Raw genomic sequence first — 17,890 nt, forward strand, 5'->3', positions numbered from 1 at the left:
GTTCGAGATTGGACAACCAATCATCCCATGATTCTATGATGGCCTCATGCCTGACGAGCCGAAGACCCTCGAACCTGCCGCCCGAACGGCCAGGACCACCGCCCCGGCGGCCGCCACGGAACCACCCGGAACGGCCCCCGCCGCCCCCGCGCACCGCTGGACCCTCGGCCTCGTCACCGTTGGACTCGTCCTGGCCGCGCTGAACCTGCGCCCCGCCATCACCAGCCTCGGCGCCCTCCTCGAAGAGGTCAGCGAGGGCCTCCACATGAGCGGCAGCGTTGCCGGCGTCCTCACCTCCGTACCGCCGCTCTGCTTCGCGGTCTTCGGCATCACGGCCCCGCGCCTCGCCCGCCGCTTCGGCCCCGTCGCCGTGGTCTGCGCGGGCATGGCCGCGATCTTCACGGGCCTCGTCCTGCGGCCCTTCGCGGGCGGCACCGCCGGCTTCCTCGCCGCCAGCGCCCTCGCCCTGATGGGCATCGCCGTCAGCAACGTCCTGATGCCCGTCATCGTGAAGCGGTACTTCCCCGACCGCGTCGGCAGCATGACCGGCCTCTACTCCATGGCGCTCGCCCTCGGGACCTCCGTCGCCGCGGCCGCGACCGTGCCGATGACGGAGGCCCTCGGCGGGGACTGGCGTGTCGGACTCGGCGTCTGGGCGGGCGTCGCCGCGCTCGCCGTCCTGCCCTGGATCCCCCTCCTGCGCGACCGCGCCGACTCGGGCCGTACGGGGGAGCGCACGGCCACGACCGCGAGCTCCCCGACGGCGAAGGCCACCCCGACGGCGAAGGCCACGCCGACGGCGAAGGCCGCGCCCGCAACGAACGCCACTCCCACGCCCCCGACCGAGGCCGCCGCCCCGCCGCGCGTCACCCGCAGCCGTACCGCCTGGGCCCTCGGCTGCTTCTTCGGCCTCCAGGCCACCGGCGCCTACATCACCATGGGCTGGATGCCGCAGATCTTCCGTGACGCCGGCGTCCCCGCCTCCACCGCGGGCGTGCTCCTCGCCGTCACCATGGTCATGGGCGTGCCGCTCGCCTTCGTCATCCCCCGGCTCGCCACCCGGATGCGGAACCAGGGCCCGATCGTCGTCGCCCTCGGCCTCTGCGGCCTCGGCGGGTACACCGGCCTCTTTCTCGCCCCGGCCGCCGGAGCCTGGGCCTGGGCGCTGCTGCTCGGCGTCTCCAACTGCGCCTTCCCGCTCGCCCTCACCATGATCGGCATGCGCACGCGTACCGGCGCCGGCGTCGTCCGGCTCTCCGCCTTCGCGCAGAGCGTCGGCTACCTCATCTCCATCCCCGGGCCCCTCCTCGTCGGCGTGCTCTACCAGCACAGCGGCGGCTGGGGACTGCCGATCGCGCTCATGGGCGGGCTCATGGTGCCGCAGATGATCGTCGGAACCCTGGCGGGCAGGGACCGGACGGTCGAGGACGAATGCTGAGATGCGAGACTGTCGCCATGCCAGTCCTCGAACCCAACCCCCCGAACGGCCAGAAGAAGCTGCTCCTCGTGCTCGGCGCGATGCTCGGCATCTCGGTGGTCATCGCCGTCATCGCCACCTTCGCCTCGCCGTGAGCGCCGAGGGTGGGGACAACCCCCGTATCCCCTAGGGGGTGAGTGTCAGGGTGAACTGGGTGGATCACCTGATGGGCCGGAGGGCGCCCGCTCCGTAGGTTGGAGACCACGCGGAAAAGGTTTCCCACCCCCCTCGGAGGCGGCCATGTCGGCCCGATCGCACACCAGCACCCGGCCCCTGCCGACCGGCGTCGACACCCGGCTGCCCTGGTGGGCGCTGGTCCTCCCCGTGGCCGCTTTCACTGCCCTGTTGCTGCTGATAGCCGGGCCCGCCGGGGCGCACGCGACCGCGGGCGACGCGGGAGTCGGCGGGGTCCTGGAGCAGATCCAGCAAACGCTCTCTCTCTGAGTCGGCGCGAGCCGTTTCATGCGAAGCTGAGAACCATGAGCGTCGATACATCCCGCAGGATCGTGCTGCTCCGACACGCCAAGGCGGACTGGAGCGATGAGGCCGACCACGAGCGCCCCCTCGCCGAGCGAGGCCGCAAGGACGCCCCCGTGGCGGGCCGAAGGCTCGCCGAGGCCGGCATCGCCTTCGACCTGGCCCTCTGCTCGACCGCCGTCAGAACCCGCGAGACCTGGAAGCTGGCCGTGCACGAACTGCCGGAGCGCCCCAGGACCGTGTACGAGGAGCGGCTGTACGAGGCCTCCCTCGGCGAGCTCATCGCCCTGCTCAACGAGACCCCGGACGAGGTCCGTGACCTCCTGGTCATCGGCCACAACCCCGGCGTGCACGCCCTCGCGGACGCCCTGGCCGGCGCGTCCGAGGGCGAGGTCCTCCCCCGGATGAACCGCAGCGGCTTCCCGACCTCCGCCTTCGCCGTCCTCACCTTCAGCGGCGACTGGAAGACCCTGGAGCACGGCGCCGCCCGACTCGTCGACTTCTGGACCCCGCACGACTGATCGGTACGTCCGACCCCGTAGGGAAAAGGGCCCGGCCGTCATCCGACGACTGGGCCCCTTCGGCGTACGCGACGCCACCGCTCAGTGCAGCTGGTCCTCGGGGCCGTCCGCCGCCTCGACCTCTTCGCGCGTGATGCCGAGCAGATACAGCACGGTGTCCAGGAACGGCACGTTCACCGCGGTGTGGGCGGCCTTGCGCACCACCGGTTTCGCGTTGAACGCCACGCCGAGCCCGGCCGCGTTCAGCATGTCCAGGTCGTTCGCCCCGTCGCCGATCGCCACGGTCTGCGCCAGCGGCACCCCCGCCTCCGCCGCGAACCGGCGCAGCAGCCGCGCCTTGCCCGCCCGGTCCACGATCTCGCCGGTCACCCGCCCGGTGAGCTTGCCGTCGACGATCTCCAAGGTGTTGGCGGAGGCGAAGTCGAGCCCGAGCCGCTCCTTCAGATCGTCGGTGACCTGCGTGAATCCGCCGGAGACGACGCCCACCTGGTAGCCGAGCCGCTTGAGCGTACGGATCAGGGTCCGGGCCCCGGGCGTCATCCGCACCTCGGCGCGGACCTTGTCGACCACCGAGGCGTCGAGCCCGGCGAGCAGCTCCACCCGCGCGTGCAGCGACTGCTCGAAGTCCAGCTCCCCGCGCATCGCCGCCGCCGTCACCTCGGCGACCTTGTCCTCGCAGCCCGCGTGCGCCGCGAAGAGCTCGATCACCTCGTCCTGGATCAGCGTCGAGTCGACGTCCATGACGACGAGCCGCTGGGCGCGCCGGTGCAGCCCGGCCGAGACGACGGCCACGTCGACGCCGATGGTGTGCGCCTCGGGGGCCAGCGCGGTCCGCAGCGGCTCCGTCTCGCAGCCGGACACGGCGAACTCGACGGCCGTGACCGGATACTTCGCCAGCCGGAAGATACGGTCGATGTTGCCGCCGGTCTCCGCGATCCTGGCCGCTATGGCCGCCGTCTGCTCCGCGGTCAGCGGATGCCCGAGCACGGTCACGTGGGAGCGCCCACTGCCGCGCGGCCGGTTGTCACCCGTACCGGAGATGATCTCGGCCTGGAGCTTCTGGGACTCCGCCCAGCTGTGCACGGTGGCCCGGAGCTCGCCCTGCGAGGCGACGGTCGGCTCGGTGACGAGCGCGCACAGGACGAGGCGGCCGCGGGACACGACCTGCTCGATGTCCACGACGTCGACGGAGTAGGCGGCGAGAGTGTCGAAGAGTCCCGCGGTGATCCCGGGACGGTCCTTCCCGAAGATCTTGACGAGAAGGGTGGGAACGTCTGAGGTCTGCGATGCGCTCATGGTGCTTCCACCGTATCGGGCACCGTGTGTCACCCGACCCCCCGTCCCGCCCTGCGGACACCCGACTGCTCCAGGAGTCACCCCGAAGGTCTTCACGCTGCCCGACTTTCCGATACGGGACCGGGCCTGAAATAGTTCCCCAGGATGATTCGCCATCCCTGGACTCCCGACGACGGGGGTACATCGGGGGACAAGTAGTGGGGCATGGAGTGCCAGAACTCGTACTGGAATTGAACGGCAGGACCTGGACGCTCGATCCGTCCCGGTCGTACACCCTGGGCAGGGACCCTCAGGGTGACCTGGTCATCGACGACGCCAGGGTCTCGTGGCGCCACGCCACCATCAGCTGGGGCGGCCGGAGTTGGGTCATCGAGGACCACGGCTCCACCAACGGCACCTTCCTGCGCGGGCAGAGGATCCACCAGGTGGAGATCGGCCCGGGCTCGGCCGTCCACCTCGGCAACGCGACCGACGGCCCGCGGCTGAATCTCGCCGCCGCCGGCGCCGCCGCCGCGCCCCAGCACCAGGTGCCCGGGCAGCAGGCCCAGGCCCACCGGGCCACCCCGGCCCACCAAGCCGCCGCCCAGGCCGACTGGGCCACGCACCAGGCGCCCCCGCAGCAACAGGGCTGGCCGCAGCAGGGCGCACAGGGCGGACACGCCCCCGCGCACCAGCAGGTCCCGCACCAGCAGGTCCCGGCCGGCCACCCGGGACAGGGCGGCCCCGTCGAGCAGCTCGCGCAGAAGGTTCCGGCCACTGGCGGACCCGCGGGTGCCTCCTCGGCGTACGCCGACCGCAGCCCCACCACGTTCCACCAGCTGGCCCTCGGCCACGTCATGCGCATCGGCCGTGCCCTCGAGAACGAGTTGGTCGTCTCCGACCTCCAGGTCTCGCGGCACCACGCCGAGTTCCACGCGACGCCCGACGGCCGCTTCGAGATCCGCGACCTCGGCTCTCACAACGGCACGTACGTCAACGGTCAGCCGATCACCAAGGGCGGCACCGCCCTCCTCGGCCCGCAGGACATCGTCGGCGTCGGCCACTCGAACTTCCGGCTCGTCGGCGGCCAGCTCGAGGAGTTCGTCGACACCGGCTCGATCTCCTTCTCCGCCCGCCACCTCACGGTCACCGTCGACGGCGGCAAGCAGATCCTCAAGGACGTCTCCTTCGGCGTCCCGGAGAAGTCGCTGATCGGTGTCATCGGCCCCTCCGGCTCCGGCAAGTCCACCCTGCTCAAGGCGCTGACCGGCTACCGCCCGGCCAACGAGGGCGATGTCCTCTACGACAACCGGAGCCTCTACAAGCAGTTCGCCGAGCTGCGCCAGCGCATCGGTCTGGTCCCGCAGGACGACATCCTGCACAAGGAGCTGACCGTCCAGAAGGCGCTGCGCTACGCGGCCAAGCTCCGCTTCCCCGGCGACACCGCCGAGGCCGAGCGCGAGGCCCGGATCGACGAGGTGCTGCGCGAGCTCAAGCTCGACATCCACAAGGAGAAGAAGGTCACCTCCCTCTCCGGTGGCCAGCGCAAGCGCGTCTCGGTCGCCCTGGAGCTCCTCACCAAGCCCTCGCTGATCTTCCTGGACGAGCCGACCTCCGGCCTCGACCCGGGCATGGACCGCGATGTCATGCAGCTGCTCCGCGGCCTCGCCGACGACGGCCGCACGGTCCTCGTCGTCACGCACTCGGTGGCCGAGCTGGGCCTCTGCGACAAGCTCCTCGTCATGGCCCCCGGCGGCTCGGTGGCGTACTTCGGCCCGCCGGAGGAGGCGCTGAACTTCTTCGGCTACTCCACCTGGGCCGATGTCTTCTCCGCCTTCGAGAACTACCGCGACTACGACTGGGCGGGCCGCTGGAAGGGCTCGCAGCACTACCAGATGTACGCCGCGGACATCGACGCCGTCGCCGCCCAGCCCGTCCAGATGCCGCAGCACTCGATGACCAGGCCGCCGAAGCCGCAGGGCTGGGGCTCCCAGCTGTGGACCCTGATCCGCCGCTACGTCTCCGTGATCGCCTCCGACAAGGGCTTCCTGGGCCTGATGGTCATCCTGCCCGCCGTCCTCGGCGCGGTCTCGGTGGTCATCCCCGCCGACTTCGGCCTGGGCTCGCCCACGCCGCCGTCCCGCTTCAACGGCGACGCGGGCACGATCATGCTGATCCTCATGGTCGGCATGTGCTTCAGCGGCGCCGCCAACTCGGTCCGCGAACTGATCAAGGAGCGGGTCATCTACGAGAGGGAGCGCGCCACCGGCCTCTCCCGCTCCGCGTACCTGATGTCCAAGGTCATCGTCCTCGGCGTGATCACGGCCTTCCAGGGCGTCATCATCTGCGGCATCGGCTTCTCCACCCGGGCGCTGCCCGCCGAGGGGCTCCTGATGCCGCCGGCCGTCGAGCTGTGCATCCAGGTGATCGCCCTCGGCCTCACCTCGATGATGTTCGGCCTGGTCATCTCCGCGCTCGTGAAGACCGCCGAGAAGACCATGCCGCTCCTGGTCATGTTCGCGATCATCCAGGTCGTGTTCACCGGCATCCTCTTCCAGGTGTACGGCTCGCCCGGCCTGGAGCAGTTCGCCTGGCTCATGCCCTCCCGCTGGGGCATCGCCGGTGCCGGTACCACGCTCGACCTGGCCCGTCTCATGCCGCCATGGGACCCGAAGGACCCCACGAACACCGACGCGCTGTGGGAGCACACGGCCGGCCAGTGGGGCTTCGACCTCGGCGTCCAGCTGCTCATGGCGGCCGTCTGCTGCGTCGTCGTGGCGCGGCTGCTGCGCCGCCACGAGCCCGAGGTCATGCGCAAGTAGCCACGGCGGGGCACGGCACGGCAGTACGCCGAAGGGCGGCACCCACGAGGGGGTGCCGCCCTTCGGCGTACGACAGCGGACCGACCGCGATCAGGGACCGGGGATCAGTAGGCGCTGTTGACGTTGTCGATCGAGCCGTAGCGGTCGGCCGCGTAGTTGGCGGCGGCGACGAGGTTGGCGACCGGGTCGTACTGGTCGAACTTGGTGCCCGCCACGTGGTACGTCTTGAAGGTCGGGTAGATGACCTGGAGCAGGCCCTTGGACGGGACGCCGTTGATGGCGTTGATGTCCCAGTTGTTGATGGCCCGCGGGTTACCGCTGGACTCGCGCATGATGTTCTTGTGCAGGCCGTTGTAGGTGCCCGGGATGTTGTGCTTGTCCATGATGAACAGCGCCTCGCGGATCCAGCCGTCGAGGTTGTTCGCGAAGACGGGGGTGCGGGCGACGGAACGGCTCGCGGCCGCCTTCTCCGCGGCACGCTTCTTCGCCGCGGCCTTCGCCTGCGCCTGAGCCTTGGCCTTGGCGTCCGCCTTGGCCTGCGCCGCGGCCTTCGCCTTGGCGTCCGCCTTCGCCTTCGCGGCGGCCGCGGCCTTGGCGTCGGCCTTGGCCTTCGCCGCGGCCTCCTGCTTGGCCTTCAGGCCGATGGTGGTCTGCTGCTCGGTGACGCTCGCGGCCAGGGCCTTCGCCTGCGGGCTGCTCGCGTTGTACGACCAGGCCACCTGCTGGGTACCGGAGAGCGCCTGCGGCTCGGTTTCCTTGGTGCCGTTGCCGGGCACCAGGGAGAGGGTGAGCGCTGCGGCGCCCAGAGCGGCGACGCCGGCGATCGTGGCCTTGTGGGTCTTCTTCAGACCACGATTGTGGCCAGGGGTGTTCGTAGACATACCGGACTACCTCTTCGAATCGCTGGGGGGTCGTCGCTCCGCCGGGAGTGGCGCTGCGCCTGGTCTCGGCGGCGACGTTGGCAATTCTTAGCGGCAGCAAAATGCTGTGGCAAAGGTGTGACGTACGATCCCGGGTAGTGGATCAGGGGCCCGTGCACGAGCCACCGAAGCGCCCTTATGTCGGGCTCACCCCACCCTGCCCCGCCCCCAGAGGCTCCACTACGGTCCTTCGTAAGTGACCTGGGTCCTATGCGCGGGCTCACATCGGGCGGGTAACAACCTCACCGCGCGTTGCGTGAGCAATGCACACGGTCAACCCCCTCATCCTGGAGGACCAGGGCGGGCCCCCAGCCCTACGACCTAGGTCCCCGGTCCCCCTCCACCGCGGTCTCCGGGCGGATACGCACGGTCACGACCCGCCGGTACGGTGACCACATGAGCCATCGACCGAGCTCCGGCCTCGCCGCCGTGAGCACCGCCCTCCTGGCGATGAGCCGCCACCTGGAGGTCCGCGACGTCCTCAAGACGATCGTCGCCTCCGCCCGCGAGCTGCTCGACGCCGAGTACGCGGCCCTGGGCGTCCCGGACGACCACGGCGGCTTCGCCCAGTTCGTCGTCGACGGCGTCAGCGACGAGCAGTGGAAGGCCATCGGCCCGCTGCCCCGGCAGCACGGCATCCTCGCGTCGATGCTCCACAAGGCCGAGCCCGAGCGGCTCGCCGACGTCCGCGAGGACCCCCGCTTCGAGGGCTGGCCAGACGCCCACCCCGAACTGTCCGACTTCCTCGGCCTCCCCGTCAGGGACGGCGACGAGATCCTCGGGGCCCTCTTCCTCGCCAACAAGCGCTGCCCGAAGGAGACCGGCGGCTGCGGCTTCACCGCCGAGGACGAGGAACTGCTCGCGATCCTCGCCCAGCACGCGGCCATCGCCCTCACCAACGCCCGGCTGTACGAGCGCAGCCGCGAGCTCACCATCGCCGAGGAGCGCTCCCGCCTCGCCCACGAGCTGCACGACGCCGTCAGCCAGAAGCTCTTCTCCCTCCGGCTGACCGCCCAGGCCGCCGCCGCCCTCGTCGACCGCGACCCGGGCCGCGCCAAGGTCGAACTCCAGCAGGTCGCCGCGCTCGCCGCCGAGGCCGCCGACGAGCTGCGCGCCGCCGTCGTCGAGCTCCGACCCGCCGCCCTCGACGAGGACGGCCTCGTCCACACCCTCCGTACCCAGATCCAGGTCCTGGACCGCGCCCACACCGCCCGGGTCACGTTCGAGAGCCCCGGCACCCGCGCGCTGCCCGCCGCCCAGGAGGAGGCCGTGCTCCGCGTCGCCCAGGAGGCCCTGCACAACGCCCTGCGGCACGCGGAGGCGGAACGCGTCACCGTCTCCCTCACCCGCAGCGGCCAGGGCGCGCGGCTGACCGTCACCGACGACGGAAAGGGCTTCGACCCGCGTACGGTCCGCAGAGCCGGGCGCCACCTCGGCCTGGTCTCCATGCGGGACCGGGCGAGCGGCGTCGGCGGATCGCTCACCGTGACCTCGGCCCGGGGCGAGGGCACCACGATCGAGATGGAGGTTCCCGGTGGCTGACAAGCGGATCCGAGTCCTGCTGGTCGACGACCACCAGGTCGTCCGACGGGGCCTGCGCACCTTCCTGGAGGTACAGGACGACATAGAGGTCGTGGGGGAGGCCTCCGACGGCGCCGAGGGCGTCGCCAGGGCCGAGGAGCTCCGACCCGACGTCGTCCTCATGGACGTGAAGATGCCCGGTACGGACGGCGTCGAGGCGCTGAAGCGGCTCCGGGCGCTCGACAACCCGGCCAGGGTCCTGATCGTCACCAGCTTCACCGAGCAGCGCACGGTGGTCCCCGCGCTCCGCGCCGGCGCCTCCGGGTACGTCTACAAGGACATCGACCCCGACGCCCTCGCCGGCGCGATCCGCTCCGTCCACGCGGGGCACATCCTGCTCCAGCCCGAGGTCGCGGGCGCGCTCCTGTCCCAGGAGGACTCGCCGGGGGGCACGGGACGCGGCTCGACGCTCACGGAGCGGGAGCGCGAGGTACTGGGTCTGATCGCGGACGGCCGTTCGAACCGCGAGATCGCCCGCGCGCTCGTCCTCTCGGAGAAGACGGTGAAAACGCACGTCTCGAACATCCTGATGAAGCTCGACCTCGCGGACCGCACCCAGGCGGCCCTCTGGGCGGTCAGGCACGGCCTCACCGACTGACACGCCCCCCTTACGCGCCGGGCGCACGACCGTTCAGTACTTCATACCGTCGTGTGTATGTCCCCCGTTCGGCGCAACCTGTCGGGGCGTACGGCGTTCTCCATGGCGTGCTGCGGCTGACCGGCCGCAGCGATGACCAGGAGGATGTACCAAGTGAAGAACCTCAAGAAGGCCGCTGCCCTCACCATGGTCGCCGGTGGCATCGTCGCCGCCGGTGCGGGTGTCGCCTCCGCCCACGGCGCCGAGGCCACGGGCAAGGCCCTCAACTCGCCGGGCATCGCCTCCGGCAACCTGGTGCAGGCCCCGGTCCACGTCCCCGTGAACGTCTCCGGCAACACGGTCACCGTGATCGGCCTGCTCAACCCGGCCTTCGGCAACCACACCGCCAACCACTGAGCCCCCCCAAAAAAAACCCGGCCCCCGGAGAATCCCCCGGGGGCCGACCCCTTTCCCACCCCCCGGGTTGTGGGCAATCGTTCCGCAGGGCGAAAGGGCCGGCACGCGCCCCGAGCCCCGGCCTCTGTCCGGACCGGTTGTGGGCAATCGTTCCGCAGGGCGGAACGGGTGGGCACAACCCCCCCCAGGGCGCCGCCCGCCCCTACGCCTTCACCCGCAGCCCACGCGGCCCGCAGCCGGGAACGGCAGCGGTCAGAACCCCCGCTCCCTCTCCCGCTCGTCCACATACGCGTTGTACGCCGCGACCTGCGCCCGCCGAGCCACCCGCTCCACCGGCCGCAGCGCCGCCTCTTCCCGACGCGTCCCTCGCACCGCTCGGCCCTGGCGGGCCTCCCGGGCTTCGGACCGCTGCGCCGGACTCCGTCCGCCGAGTCGGGGCGGGAGCCGGGCCTCACCGCTGAGCCCGGATCGCCCCCGCGGCCCAGCAGCGGTCAGAACCCCCGCTCCCTCTCCCGCTCCTCCACATACGCGTTGTACGCCGCGACCTGCGCCCGCCGAGCCACCCGCTCCACCGGCCGCAAAGCCTCCCCCCGCGCCGCCATCTCCGACGCGCTCACCGCGCCCCCATGCCCGTGGTCGTACGCCAGATCCACCAGCAGCCCCACCCGCTGCGCCAGCTCCAGGACCCGGACCGCCCGCGGCGGGTACCCGGGGGCCAGGACCTCCCGGCCCACCTCCGCCCGCGCCCGGTACGCCTCACGGGCCGCGTCCGCCGCCGGGCCCGAGGCCGCGACGTCCAGCCGGGTCAGCACCGACGTGGCGTCCCGCAGCGCCTCCGCCAGCTCCCGCTCGGCCTCGCCGAGCGACGGCACGTCGGCCGGCGGAGCCTCCCGCACCGCGAGACAGCGCCAGACCACCTCCACGTGCACGTCACCCACCGGACCCGCCTCGGAGACCTCCGGCACGAGACCGTACGGCGCACCGAAGCCCACCACCGCCTCCTCCGCCTCCAACGCGCGCGCGTTGAAGTCCGCGGGTCCGCTGAGCCCCAGCGGATGCCCCGGCGCGGGCAGCGCCACCCGCCACCCGGTCACCCCGAGCCGCCGCAGCCGGCCGAGCGCCAGCGTCAGCCCCACCGGCCGCGCCTCACCCGGCAGCCCCTCCACGCGGTGCACCGCGTCCTCCCCGACAATGGCAAGGGCCGCCTCGTCCGGCGACACCGCCCCGGCCAGCAGGGCGTTGCCCCATGCGGCCAGGCGTCCTGAGCGTGGTTCCGAAAGCATCCCCCAAGACTAGGGCGCGTCCCGGGAGTCAAAGGAAGCCCTAGGGACCGGCCCGCTCCGTCGATAACGTAGGTTTTCCCCTGGACGCCGCGCCCACCGGCGCAAGGCGACGACACGACTCGACCGCAAGGGGAGACAACGCGCTCATGAGCGATGTACTGGAGCTGGTGGACGTATCCGTGGTCCGCGACGGACGGGCTCTGGTGGACGACGTCTCCTGGTCGGTGAAGGAGGGCGAGCGCTGGGTCATCCTCGGACCCAACGGCGCCGGCAAGACCACCCTTCTGAACATCGCCTCCAGCTACCTCTTCCCCACCAAGGGCACCGCCCACATCCTGGGCGAGCAGCTCGGCGGCGTCGGCACCGACGTCTTCGAGCTCCGGCCCCGCATCGGCATGGCCGGCATCGCCATGGCGGAGAAGCTCCCCAAGCACCAGACCGTCCTGCAGACCGTCCTCACCGCCGCGTACGGCATGACCGCCACCTGGCACGAGGACTACGACCCGGTCGACGAGGACCGCGCCAAGGCCTTCCTCGACCGGCTCGGGATGAACGACTACCTGGACCGGAAGTTCGGCACCCTCTCCGAGGGTGAGCGCAAGCGCACCCTGATCGCCCGCGCGATGATGACCGACCCCGAGCTCCTCCTCCTCGACGAGCCCGCCGCCGGCCTCGACCTCGGCGGCCGCGAGGACCTGGTCCGCCGCCTCGGCCGCCTCGCCCGCGACCCGTACGCCCCCTCCATGATCATGGTCACGCACCATGTCGAGGAGATCGCGCCCGGCTTCACCCACGTCCTGATGATCCGTCAGGGCAAGGTCCTCGCCGCGGGCCCCGTCGAGATGGAACTGACCTCCCGCAACCTGTCGCTCTGCTTCGGCCTGCCGCTCGTCGTCGAGCGCGTCGCCGACCGCTGGACCGCCCACGGCCTGCCCCTGAAGTGACCGGCCGGAGCGCCGGCGTCCCGCACAGCCGCCCGCGCCCTGTCCCGAAGCACCCCACCCGCCCTACCATGACCCCGTGGACATCGACGCGTGGGTCTGGTGGCTGATCGGCGCGGTGGGGCTCGGCATTCCGCTGGTCCTGACCGCGATGCCGGAATTCGGCATGTTCTCCGTCGGAGCGGTCGCCGGGGCGGTGACCGCCGCCCTCGGCTTCGGCGTCACCCCCCAGGTACTCGTCTTCGTCGTCGTCTCGGTGGCGCTCATCGCGGTGGTACGCCCGATCGCCGCCCGCCACCGCGACGGCAGACCCGGCCATGCCAGCGGGGTCGACGCCCTGAAGGGGCGTCAGGCCGTCGTCCTGGAACGGGTCGACGCCTCCGGCGGAGGCAGGATCAAGCTCGCGGGCGAGATCTGGTCCGCCCGCGCGCTCGACTCCGGACAGACCTTCGAACCGGGCGACCAGGTCGACGTCGTCGAGATCGACGGAGCGACCGCCGTCGTCATGTGACCGAACCTCGCCCATGACGTTCCGTCATCTGCGAAACTCGATCATGCAAGGCCACCCGGCAGTCAATTGGCAGCGAAGGACACGGGGAACACGATGTCAGCAGTCATCATCGTTCTGATCATTCTGGTGGTGCTCGTCTTCATCGCCCTGATCAAGACGATCCAGGTCATCCCGCAGGCGAGCGCGGCGATCGTGGAGCGCTTCGGCCGCTACACCCGCACGCTCAACGCCGGACTGAACATCGTCGTCCCGTTCATCGACTCGATCCGCAACCGGATCGACCTCCGCGAGCAGGTCGTCCCGTTCCCGCCGCAGCCGGTGATCACCCAGGACAACCTCGTCGTCAACATCGACACCGTCATCTACTACCAGGTGACCGACGCCCGCGCCGCGACCTACGAGGTCGCCAGCTACATCCAGGCGATCGAGCAGCTCACCGTCACCACCCTGCGCAACATCATCGGCGGCATGGACCTGGAGCGGACCCTGACCTCCCGCGAGGAGATCAACGCGGCCCTGCGCGGAGTCCTCGACGAGGCCACCGGCAAGTGGGGCATCCGCGTCAACCGCGTCGAGCTCAAGGCGATCGAGCCGCCGACCTCCATCCAGGACTCGATGGAGAAGCAGATGCGCGCCGAGCGCGACAAGCGCGCCGCGATCCTCACCGCCGAGGGCACCCGCCAGTCCGCGATCCTCACCGCGGAGGGCGAGAAGCAGTCCGCGATCCTCCGCGCGGAAGGTGAGTCCAAGGCCGCGGCCCTGCGCGCCGAGGGCGAGGCGCAGGCCGTCCGTACGGTCTTCGAGGCCATCCACGCCGGCGACCCCGACCAGAAGCTCCTCTCGTACCAGTACCTCCAGATGCTCCCGAAGATCGCCGAGGGCGACGCCAACAAGCTCTGGATCGTGCCCAGCGAGATCGGCGACGCACTCAAGGGCCTCTCGGGCGCCTTCGGCAACAAGGACGGCAGCGTCCCCGGCTTCAACACCAAGGGCGCCGCGACCGAAAGGCGCGACGAACCGCCGGTTGACTGACACGTACACGTAATTCTCGTGCATGATCGGTGCGAGCCCCTCGACCCTGACGACGTCACGGCGGGGAGGCGACTCACTGACCATGTAAGGAGATGGCGTTGTCCATCTGGGAAGCCCTGGCAGTCTTCGCCGCCGGCATCGGCGCCGGCACCATCAACACCATCGTCGGATCGGGAACGCTCATCACGTTCCCGGTCCTCCTCGCGACCGGACTCCCCCCGATCACCGCGAACGTCTCCAACGCCCTCGGACTCGTCCCCGGTTCCATCAGCGGAGCCATCGGCTACCGGCGCGAACTCAAGGGCCAGAAAGCCCGCATCCTCCGCCTCGGCGGCGCCGCCCTCATCGGCGGCCTCATCGGCGCGATCCTGCTCCTGGCGCTGCCGTCCGAGGCCTTCGACGCGATCGTCCCCGTCCTCATCGGCCTCGCGCTGATCCTGGTGCTCCTCCAGCCCCGCATCGCCGCCGCCGTCAAGCGCCGCCGCGAACAGACCGGCACCGAGGCCCACCCCGACGGCGGCCCCGCCCTCCTCGTCGGCCTCTGCCTCGCCAGCATGTACGGCGGTTACTTCGGCGCCGCCCAAGGAGTGCTCTACCTCTCCCTCATGGGCCTGCTGCTCCACGACACCCTGCAGCGGATCAACGCCGTCAAGAACATCCTCGGCGCCCTCGTCAACGGCATCGCCGCCGTCTTCTTCCTCTTCGTCGCCGAGTTCGACTGGACGGCCGTCCTGCTCATCGCCGTCGGCTCCACCATCGGCGGCCAGATCGGCGCCAAGGTCGGCCGCAAGCTGCCGCCCACCGTCCTGCGCGGAGTGATCATCGCGGTCGGAGTCATCGCGATCCTCCAACTCACGCTCCGCTAGCGGCAACACCGGAAGGGCCCGTCCCCCCCACCGGGAGAGACGGGCCCACACCGCACGAGACAGGGTTACGCGGCCGCCTGCGCCAGCCACTCCGGCAGCTCGGACCGCTCGCTCGCCCGCATCGAGAGCAGCATCGCGTCCGCCGGCGTCGGCTCGAACGGCTGGTGCAGCAGCGGCATCCCCGCCTGCTCCGGAGTCCGGTCGGCCTTGCGGTGGTTGTCCTCGGCGCACGAGGCCACCGTGTTCAACCAGCTGTCCCCACCGCCCTGGGCACGCGGCACCACGTGGTCGACGGTCGTCGCCCGCCGCCCGCAGTACGCGCACCGGTGCTGGTCCCGGACCAGCACCCCCCGTCTCGACCACGGCGCCTGTCTTCGGAAGGGCACCCGTACGTAACGGCAGAGCCTGATCACCCGCGGCACGGGAAGATCGACCGCGGCACCGCGCACCCGCAGATCGGGATGGGCGTGCTCGACGACGGCCTTCGCCTGCAGGACAAGCACCACCGCGCGGTTGAGTGTGACCGTCGAAAGCGGCTCGAAGCTCGCGTTGAGTACCAGCGTGTCCCGCATTGTGCCCACCTCCCGTGTGCAGGCCCGGCCCCGGGCGGGGCGATGGGGCCTGGAGCAACGATGGCCGGGCCGGCCGGGGTCGGACAACGCAATTTCCCGCGCAACAAAAGATGCCCGCTTCTGATCTCTCCAAGACCAGAAGCGGGCAAACAACAAACGAACGATCAGACCGCCGCCGGAGCCGCGTACTCACCGATCAACTGGGCACGCCCCAGCGTGTGGAACCGCAGGTTGAACCCGACGGCCGCGGGCGAGGCGTCCGCGTCCGGGCCGAGCTTCTCGCGGTCGACCGCGTACACCGTGAAGACATAGCGGTGCGCCGGGTCCCCCTCCGGGGGAGCCGCACCGCCGAACTCCTTGGCGCCGTAGTCGTTCCGGGCGTGCACGGCCCCGGCCGGCAGACCCTCGAACGATCCCGACCCGGCCCCCACGGGCAGCTCCGTCACCGACACCGGGATGTCGAACAGCACCCAGTGCCAGAACCCGCTGCCCGTCGGCGCGTCCGGATCGAAGCACGTGACGGCGAAGCTCTTCGTCTCCGCCGGGAACCCCTCCCAGCGCAGGTGCGGCGAGGTGTCCCCCTCCGCCTGCACCTGAGCGTCCTTCAGGACCTCACCCGGCGCGATGTCGTCGCTCACCACGGTGAACGCCGCCACCGGCGGATGGAAGTCGTGGGGGAGCGGCGCCCTTTTGTCCTTGGACACGTAGAACCTCCTCTTATCCACCGATCCAGCTGAGCTTAGAGCCAGTTGCGACGGCCGCCGACCTCGGCGAGCCACTGGTTCAGGTAAGCCGCCCAGTCGGTGGTGTGGAAGTCGTGGAGCCCCACCTTGAAGGCACGGAACGAGTCGCTGCCCTCACCGAACAGACCCGGCTTCTTGTCCATCTCAAGGACGACGTCCATCTCACGGTCGTCCGCGACGAAGCTGACCTCGACCTGGTTGAGACCGCGGTACTGCTGCGGCGCGAAGAACTCGATCTCCTGGTAGAAGGGCAGCTTCTGCCGCGTCCCCCGGATCTGCCCGCGCTCCATGTCCGCGCTCTTGAAACGGAACCCCAGCTGGAGGAAGGCGTCCAGGATCGCCTGCTGCGCCGGCAGCGGGTGCACGTTGACCGGGTCCAGGTCACCGGAGTCCACCGCGCGGGCGATCTCCAGCTCGGTCGTCACACCGATGTTCATACCGCGCAGCTGCTGCCCGGCGACCGAGGTCACCGGCGTCTCCCACGGGATCTCCAGACCGAACGGCACCACGTGCACCGCGCCGGCCTTCACCTCGAAGGCACCGCCCAGACGGACCTTGACGAACTCGATGTCCTGCTTCTGCTCCTGGTCACCGCCCTCCACCTCGACCCGCGCCTGCAGCCCGACGGAGAGCCCCTCGATCTGCTGGTCGACACTGCCGCCCTGGATCCGCACCTCACCCTGGACGACACCACCCGGAACCACGTTCTCCTCGGTGAGCACCGTCTCCACGCTGGCCCCACCGGCACCCAGGCTCGCGAGCAGCTTCTTGAATCCCATGAATGACACTCCTTCTCGGTCCTGACCCCTACATACGCGCCACGACCGTAGCGGGTTCCCCACCGGGCCCCACTACGCTCGGACGCCATGAGTGAGAGTCCCGACCGTACGCCGCTCCCGCGGACCTTCTTCGACCGCCCGGTCCTGGAGGTGGCCCCCGACCTCCTCGGCCGCACCCTCGTCCGCAACTCCGACGGGGGCCGGATGGAACTGCGCCTCACGGAGGTGGAGGCGTACGCCGGCGCGGTCGACCCCGGCTCGCACGCCTTCCGAGGACGCACGGCACGCAACGCCGTCATGTTCGGCCCACCCGGACACGCGTACGTCTACTTCACGTACGGCATGTGGCACTGCCTCAACCTGGTCTGCGGACCCGAGGGCGAGGCGAGTGGGGTCCTGCTGCGCGCGGGGGAGTTCCTCCACGGCGCCGACCAGGCCCGCGCCCGCCGTCGCTCGGCCCGCTACGACCGCGAGCTGGCCAAGGGCCCGGCGCGCCTGGCCACAGCCCTCGACGTCGCCCTCTCCCTCAACGGCACGGACACCTGCGCCGACCCGGAAGCCCCGCTGGCCCTGCTCACCGGCACCCCACCCGACCCGGACCTCATCCGCACCGGCCCCCGAACGGGCGTCGGCGGCGACGGCGCCCCGCACCCCTGGCGCTTCTGGATCGACGAGGACCCGACGGTGAGCCCGTACCGCGCTCACACCCCCCGGCGGCGTAGGCTTGACTCAGGCGAACCGAACGCCTAACGTAGCCCGAGCAGCTGGTTACGGGCCTGCTTGTTCGAGCACCCCGCAGCTGCCATCCACTACTGAACATGATGCCCCAGCAGGGGTCTGTTCCGGCATGCCGGAATTCGAATTCGATTGACTCGATTATGAGTCGCCGAATGAATCAGCTAAAGTAGTGACCACGCCGAGAGGCGAAAGGCAGCCAACAGGCCACCGGATAGAAAAGTCCGAACCGGAAACGGAACGGAAAACGATCTGGTAAGGTTGGGAACACGAAATACCGAAGGGAAGCCCGGAGGAAAGCCCGAGAGGGTGAGTACAAAGGAAGCGTCCGTTCCTTGAGAACTCAACAGCGTGCCAAAAA

19 protein-coding genes are annotated in these 17,890 nt (G+C 70.5%); 13 read left to right on the forward strand and 6 right to left on the reverse strand.

Annotated elements, in window-relative coordinates; genetic code table 11:
• Positions 1-46 precede the first annotated feature (46 nt).
• From ACIRB7_RS32195 to ACIRB7_RS32210, 4 genes are all read left to right on the forward strand, one after another.
• Positions 47-1,438: a CynX/NimT family MFS transporter gene (locus tag ACIRB7_RS32195; RefSeq protein WP_403605880.1), complete on the forward strand. Its 1,392-nt coding sequence runs from the start codon at positions 47-49 to the stop codon at positions 1,436-1,438.
• A 17-nt stretch (positions 1,439-1,455) separates the two neighbouring features.
• Positions 1,456-1,572, forward strand: a complete 117-nt coding sequence (locus tag ACIRB7_RS32200) for an SGM_5486 family transporter-associated protein (RefSeq protein WP_260461994.1) — start codon at positions 1,456-1,458, stop codon at positions 1,570-1,572.
• 145 nt (positions 1,573-1,717) lie between these two features.
• Positions 1,718-1,921, forward strand: a complete 204-nt coding sequence (locus ACIRB7_RS32205; protein ID WP_403605884.1) for a hypothetical protein — start codon at positions 1,718-1,720, stop codon at positions 1,919-1,921.
• 35 nt (positions 1,922-1,956) lie between these two features.
• Complete coding sequence (locus tag ACIRB7_RS32210; protein ID WP_403605887.1) at positions 1,957-2,475, forward strand: SixA phosphatase family protein; 519 nt, start codon at positions 1,957-1,959, stop codon at positions 2,473-2,475.
• Positions 2,476-2,556: 81 nt separating this feature from the next.
• Here ACIRB7_RS32210 and serB read toward each other — a convergent pair whose 3' ends face one another.
• Positions 2,557-3,771, reverse strand: a complete 1,215-nt coding sequence (serB, locus tag ACIRB7_RS32215) for a phosphoserine phosphatase SerB (protein ID WP_403605890.1) — start codon at positions 3,769-3,771, stop codon at positions 2,557-2,559.
• Positions 3,772-3,968: 197 nt separating this feature from the next.
• Between serB and ACIRB7_RS32220 the strand changes: the two genes are divergently transcribed.
• The gene (locus ACIRB7_RS32220; protein ID WP_403605893.1) at positions 3,969-6,572 is read left to right on the forward strand and encodes an FHA domain-containing protein; all 2,604 of its coding nucleotides are present in this window, start codon (positions 3,969-3,971) and stop codon (positions 6,570-6,572) included.
• Positions 6,573-6,676: 104 nt separating this feature from the next.
• Here the strand turns inward: ACIRB7_RS32220 and ACIRB7_RS32225 are convergent, their stop codons facing one another.
• A complete protein-coding gene (locus tag ACIRB7_RS32225) occupies positions 6,677-7,453 on the reverse strand; it encodes a transglycosylase SLT domain-containing protein (RefSeq protein ID WP_403605896.1) in 777 nt (258 codons plus the stop codon).
• A 435-nt stretch (positions 7,454-7,888) separates the two neighbouring features.
• On the opposite strand from ACIRB7_RS32225, the gene ACIRB7_RS32230 reads away from it, so the two are divergent.
• The 3 genes from ACIRB7_RS32230 to ACIRB7_RS32240 all read left to right on the forward strand — a co-directional run bounded on the left by ACIRB7_RS32230 (position 7,889) and on the right by ACIRB7_RS32240 (position 10,067).
• The gene (locus ACIRB7_RS32230) at positions 7,889-9,034 is read left to right on the forward strand and encodes a GAF domain-containing sensor histidine kinase (RefSeq protein ID WP_403605899.1); all 1,146 of its coding nucleotides are present in this window, start codon (positions 7,889-7,891) and stop codon (positions 9,032-9,034) included.
• A complete protein-coding gene (locus tag ACIRB7_RS32235) occupies positions 9,027-9,671 on the forward strand; it encodes a response regulator (protein WP_403605902.1) in 645 nt (214 codons plus the stop codon). Before ACIRB7_RS32230 ends, ACIRB7_RS32235 begins: the two co-directional genes overlap by 8 nt.
• Positions 9,672-9,824: 153 nt before the next feature.
• Positions 9,825-10,067 carry a chaplin gene (locus ACIRB7_RS32240; RefSeq protein ID WP_403605904.1) on the forward strand — a complete coding sequence of 81 codons (243 nt, stop codon included), beginning with the start codon at positions 9,825-9,827 and terminating at the stop codon, positions 10,065-10,067.
• Positions 10,068-10,558: 491 nt separating this feature from the next.
• Here ACIRB7_RS32240 and ACIRB7_RS32245 read toward each other — a convergent pair whose 3' ends face one another.
• Entirely contained in the window at positions 10,559-11,350 is a 792-nt protein-coding gene (locus tag ACIRB7_RS32245) for a hypothetical protein (protein ID WP_403605907.1), read from the reverse strand.
• A gap of 146 nt (positions 11,351-11,496) precedes the next feature.
• Here ACIRB7_RS32245 and ACIRB7_RS32250 point away from each other — a divergent pair, with 146 nt between their 5' ends.
• The 4 genes from ACIRB7_RS32250 (at position 11,497) to ACIRB7_RS32265 (ending at position 14,700) form a co-directional block, all read left to right on the forward strand.
• Complete coding sequence (locus ACIRB7_RS32250) at positions 11,497-12,294, forward strand: ABC transporter ATP-binding protein (protein WP_403605910.1); 798 nt, start codon at positions 11,497-11,499, stop codon at positions 12,292-12,294.
• A gap of 76 nt (positions 12,295-12,370) precedes the next feature.
• Positions 12,371-12,802: an NfeD family protein gene (locus tag ACIRB7_RS32255; RefSeq protein ID WP_403605913.1), complete on the forward strand. Its 432-nt coding sequence runs from the start codon at positions 12,371-12,373 to the stop codon at positions 12,800-12,802.
• A gap of 93 nt (positions 12,803-12,895) precedes the next feature.
• Positions 12,896-13,834: an SPFH domain-containing protein gene (locus ACIRB7_RS32260; RefSeq protein ID WP_403605916.1), complete on the forward strand. Its 939-nt coding sequence runs from the start codon at positions 12,896-12,898 to the stop codon at positions 13,832-13,834.
• Between the two features lie 92 nt (positions 13,835-13,926).
• Positions 13,927-14,700, forward strand: coding sequence for a sulfite exporter TauE/SafE family protein (locus ACIRB7_RS32265; RefSeq protein ID WP_403605919.1), 774 nt, complete (start codon positions 13,927-13,929; stop codon positions 14,698-14,700).
• Positions 14,701-14,765: 65 nt separating this feature from the next.
• On the opposite strand, the gene ACIRB7_RS32270 is transcribed toward ACIRB7_RS32265, so the two are convergent.
• The 3 genes from ACIRB7_RS32270 to ACIRB7_RS32280 all read right to left on the reverse strand — a co-directional run bounded on the left by ACIRB7_RS32270 (position 14,766) and on the right by ACIRB7_RS32280 (position 16,794).
• Positions 14,766-15,272 carry an HNH endonuclease gene (locus ACIRB7_RS32270; RefSeq protein ID WP_403605922.1) on the reverse strand — a complete coding sequence of 169 codons (507 nt, stop codon included), beginning with the start codon at positions 15,270-15,272 and terminating at the stop codon, positions 14,766-14,768.
• Positions 15,273-15,436: 164 nt separating this feature from the next.
• Entirely contained in the window at positions 15,437-15,976 is a 540-nt protein-coding gene (locus ACIRB7_RS32275; RefSeq protein WP_403605925.1) for a YbhB/YbcL family Raf kinase inhibitor-like protein, read from the reverse strand.
• Between the two features lie 35 nt (positions 15,977-16,011).
• Positions 16,012-16,794 carry a sporulation protein gene (locus ACIRB7_RS32280; protein ID WP_403605928.1) on the reverse strand — a complete coding sequence of 261 codons (783 nt, stop codon included), beginning with the start codon at positions 16,792-16,794 and terminating at the stop codon, positions 16,012-16,014.
• 87 nt (positions 16,795-16,881) lie between these two features.
• On the opposite strand from ACIRB7_RS32280, the gene ACIRB7_RS32285 reads away from it, so the two are divergent.
• Positions 16,882-17,544, forward strand: a complete 663-nt coding sequence (locus ACIRB7_RS32285) for a DNA-3-methyladenine glycosylase (protein WP_403605931.1) — start codon at positions 16,882-16,884, stop codon at positions 17,542-17,544.
• The last annotated feature ends 346 nt before the right edge of the window (positions 17,545-17,890 follow it).

This window comes from Streptomyces sp. NPDC093795 (genome assembly GCF_044764665.1).
Classification (GTDB): domain Bacteria; phylum Actinomycetota; class Actinomycetes; order Streptomycetales; family Streptomycetaceae; genus Streptomyces.